The sequence below is a fragment of the Phormidium sp. CCY1219 genome (assembly GCF_055795085.1).
The window spans coordinates 1-652 of sequence record NZ_JAYFEQ010000351.1 but is presented as its reverse complement, the minus strand read 5'-3'; the positions used below and the strand labels follow the sequence as shown (position 1 = coordinate 652).

The 652-nt window shown below is 59.4% G+C and carries 1 protein-coding gene; it reads left to right on the top strand.

What is annotated here, in order from left to right; translation table 11 throughout:
- On the top strand, positions 1-652 hold a 652-nt coding region (locus AC0QH1_RS06395), incomplete at both ends, for a hypothetical protein (RefSeq protein ID WP_324630122.1).

The window sequence follows — 652 nt, the reverse complement described above, 5'->3', positions numbered from 1 at the left end:
TGACCAAAATCGACGACCACCACCTGCTGGTCAAACTGCTCAAAGCCGGCAAGCAGACTGTCGCCAGTATCCGCAAATCCCGCAAATTCATCTCCTTGGGTGACGCGGCAACCCAAGCCGATTGGCGGTTAGTCGCCAAGACCTATGGCGCTTCCGAGGAAGACATTACCACCCTGCAAGCGGAAGCGGCGCGGTTGGCCTACCAAGGGGAAAGCCCTTCAGTCCTCACCGACCACCTCATCGACGCGGTTCGCCACCTCACCGACTGGGACGCCGAAAAGTTGCTGGCTCCCGCGAAACAACCAGCCCGACGGACTAAACCCAACTCCGCCGCACCGGAAGACCCCCTAGAGCCGTCCCAACAGTTGCGCGCCGGAATCCATCATCTTGCCCGGGAAGATGCGAAAGAGGGAAAAATTATCCTGCAGCAGCGCCACTTGCACAACCCCTTGCGCCAGCAGAACCTTGCCCCCGCTGTACCCGCGCAATCCGACCGGGTGGCCGAGTTAGAAAAGCAAGTGCGCGACCTGAGCGCCCAACTGAAAGAAGCGGACAAAGCGGCGGCTCTGATTCGGGGATTGCAAGCCGATCGCGATCGCCTCGAACGGGAAAACCGGCAACTGCAACAACTCCTGCAAGAAAATACCGATAA